2 protein-coding genes are annotated in these 1559 nt (G+C 51.3%); both read left to right on the top strand.

Annotation, left to right across the window (positions count from 1 at the left end; all coding sequences use genetic code 11):
* Window positions 1-202, top strand: a 202-nt coding sequence (locus KOO63_15900) for a hypothetical protein (protein ID MBU8923299.1), incomplete at its 5' end; no start/stop codon positions are given.
* Between the two features lie 194 nt (window positions 203-396).
* Complete coding sequence (locus KOO63_15895; protein MBU8923298.1) at window positions 397-1485, top strand: IS110 family transposase; 1089 nt, start codon at window positions 397-399, stop codon at window positions 1483-1485.
* Window positions 1486-1559: the final 74 nt, after the last annotated feature.

The following is a 1559-nucleotide window of genomic DNA, read 5'->3' as shown; positions in this document are numbered from 1 at the left end:
GTTCTTCGACAACCTTCCCGCTAGAGACAAATATATGCATCTTCTGTCGTGGGGAGAAGGCTGCCAGGCCGACTACTCGCACGTGGACATGCTGTTCGGACAAAACGGGGCCGAAGAAGTGTATCAACCAATCGCCGAATGGCTGAAAAGCCACCCCTTGTCCAAGCCCCGGCGCAAAACCGCGGCAAATAAAAATGAATAGCTGACCAAGCATCCAGACGAACAAAAAAGGCTCTTCAGGTTTTAGCGTACTTTTCAGAATTGAAGCTGAACTGAAAGGGCAAAAGAAGAATATTTTTGACAGATAAGATGAGAAGGTCGGCCTCGCGCAGTACGATATAATCGTCTGCAGGAAGTAAACGCACTCAAGGGTGCACAACCAAATGGAGACCGACCATGAATGAGTATAGCACAATTATTGGAATGGATTTGGGCGATGAGTACAGCTATTGGGCCGTTATGGTTCAGGATGATGAGGAAATCCAGGAGGAGGGCAGGGTGCGCACCACTGAAGAGGCTTTGAAACGGAAGTTCTGTGCTATGAAGCCTGCGCGGATCGCTATGGAAGCTGGCACTCATTCTGCGTGGGTGGAGCGGTTGCTGACAGGGTGTGGGCATTGTGTTATTGTGGCCAATCCACGAAAGTTACGTATGATTTACAAAAGTGACATTAAAAACGATAAAGTGGATGCACGCATGTTGGCGCGTCTGGCACGGGTGGATATCAATCTGCTTTCCCCTATCGAGCATCGGGGCGAAAAAGCCCAGAGCCACTTGGCCGTATTAAAAGCGCGTAACGCTTTGGTTAGTACGCGCACCGATCTTATCAACCATGTGCGTGGAGTAGTGAAATCGTTGGGTTGCCGCATACCAAAATGTTCGGCGGAGAGTTTCCACAAAAAGGCTTGCGGGGCGATGCCTGAATCATTGCGAACCGCACTTGGGCCAGTCGTAGAAGTGATTGGGGAACTGACGAAAAAAATCTGTCCTTATGATAAAGAAATAGAAACGTTGTGTTGTGAGGAGTATCCGGAAACGGAGCTGTTTCGCGGCATAAGCGGCGTTGGGCCAGTAACTGCGCTGGCGTTTAGCTTGACCATAGCGCAGGCGGAGCGCTTTACAAGCAGCCGTGATGTGGGCTCTCACCTGGGTCTGACGCCTCGCCAAGATCAGTCCGGCGAGCAGAACCCGCAATTGAGAATTACCAAAGCGGGTAATTCGTATATGCGGCGGCTTCTGGTTGGCTCGGCCCAGTATATCCTGGGGAAATTAAACAAGCAGGATAGTGAGCTGCGAACATGGGGTCTTAAGCTTGCCGGGCCCGTGGACAGCAAAGGCAAGCATAATAAAAGGCTAAAGAATCGCGCCGTGGTCGCGGTGGCCCGAAAATTGGCAGTGCTGTTGCACACCATTTGGAGCACTGGCGAAATCTATGATCCCTTCTACCAGCAAAGCATGCGTGAGCAAGATAAGGAAGCGGCATAATGGATATTCGATCTTATTTATCCCCCCTCCCGTCCCCCCATGGGGGGGAGGCGACAGCTTGGACCGCCAAGCAT

The organism is Candidatus Latescibacterota bacterium, from assembly GCA_019038625.1.
Classification (GTDB): Bacteria; Krumholzibacteriota; Krumholzibacteriia; order Krumholzibacteriales; family Krumholzibacteriaceae; genus JAGLYV01.
This window is presented reverse-complemented; position numbering and strand designations above follow the sequence as displayed.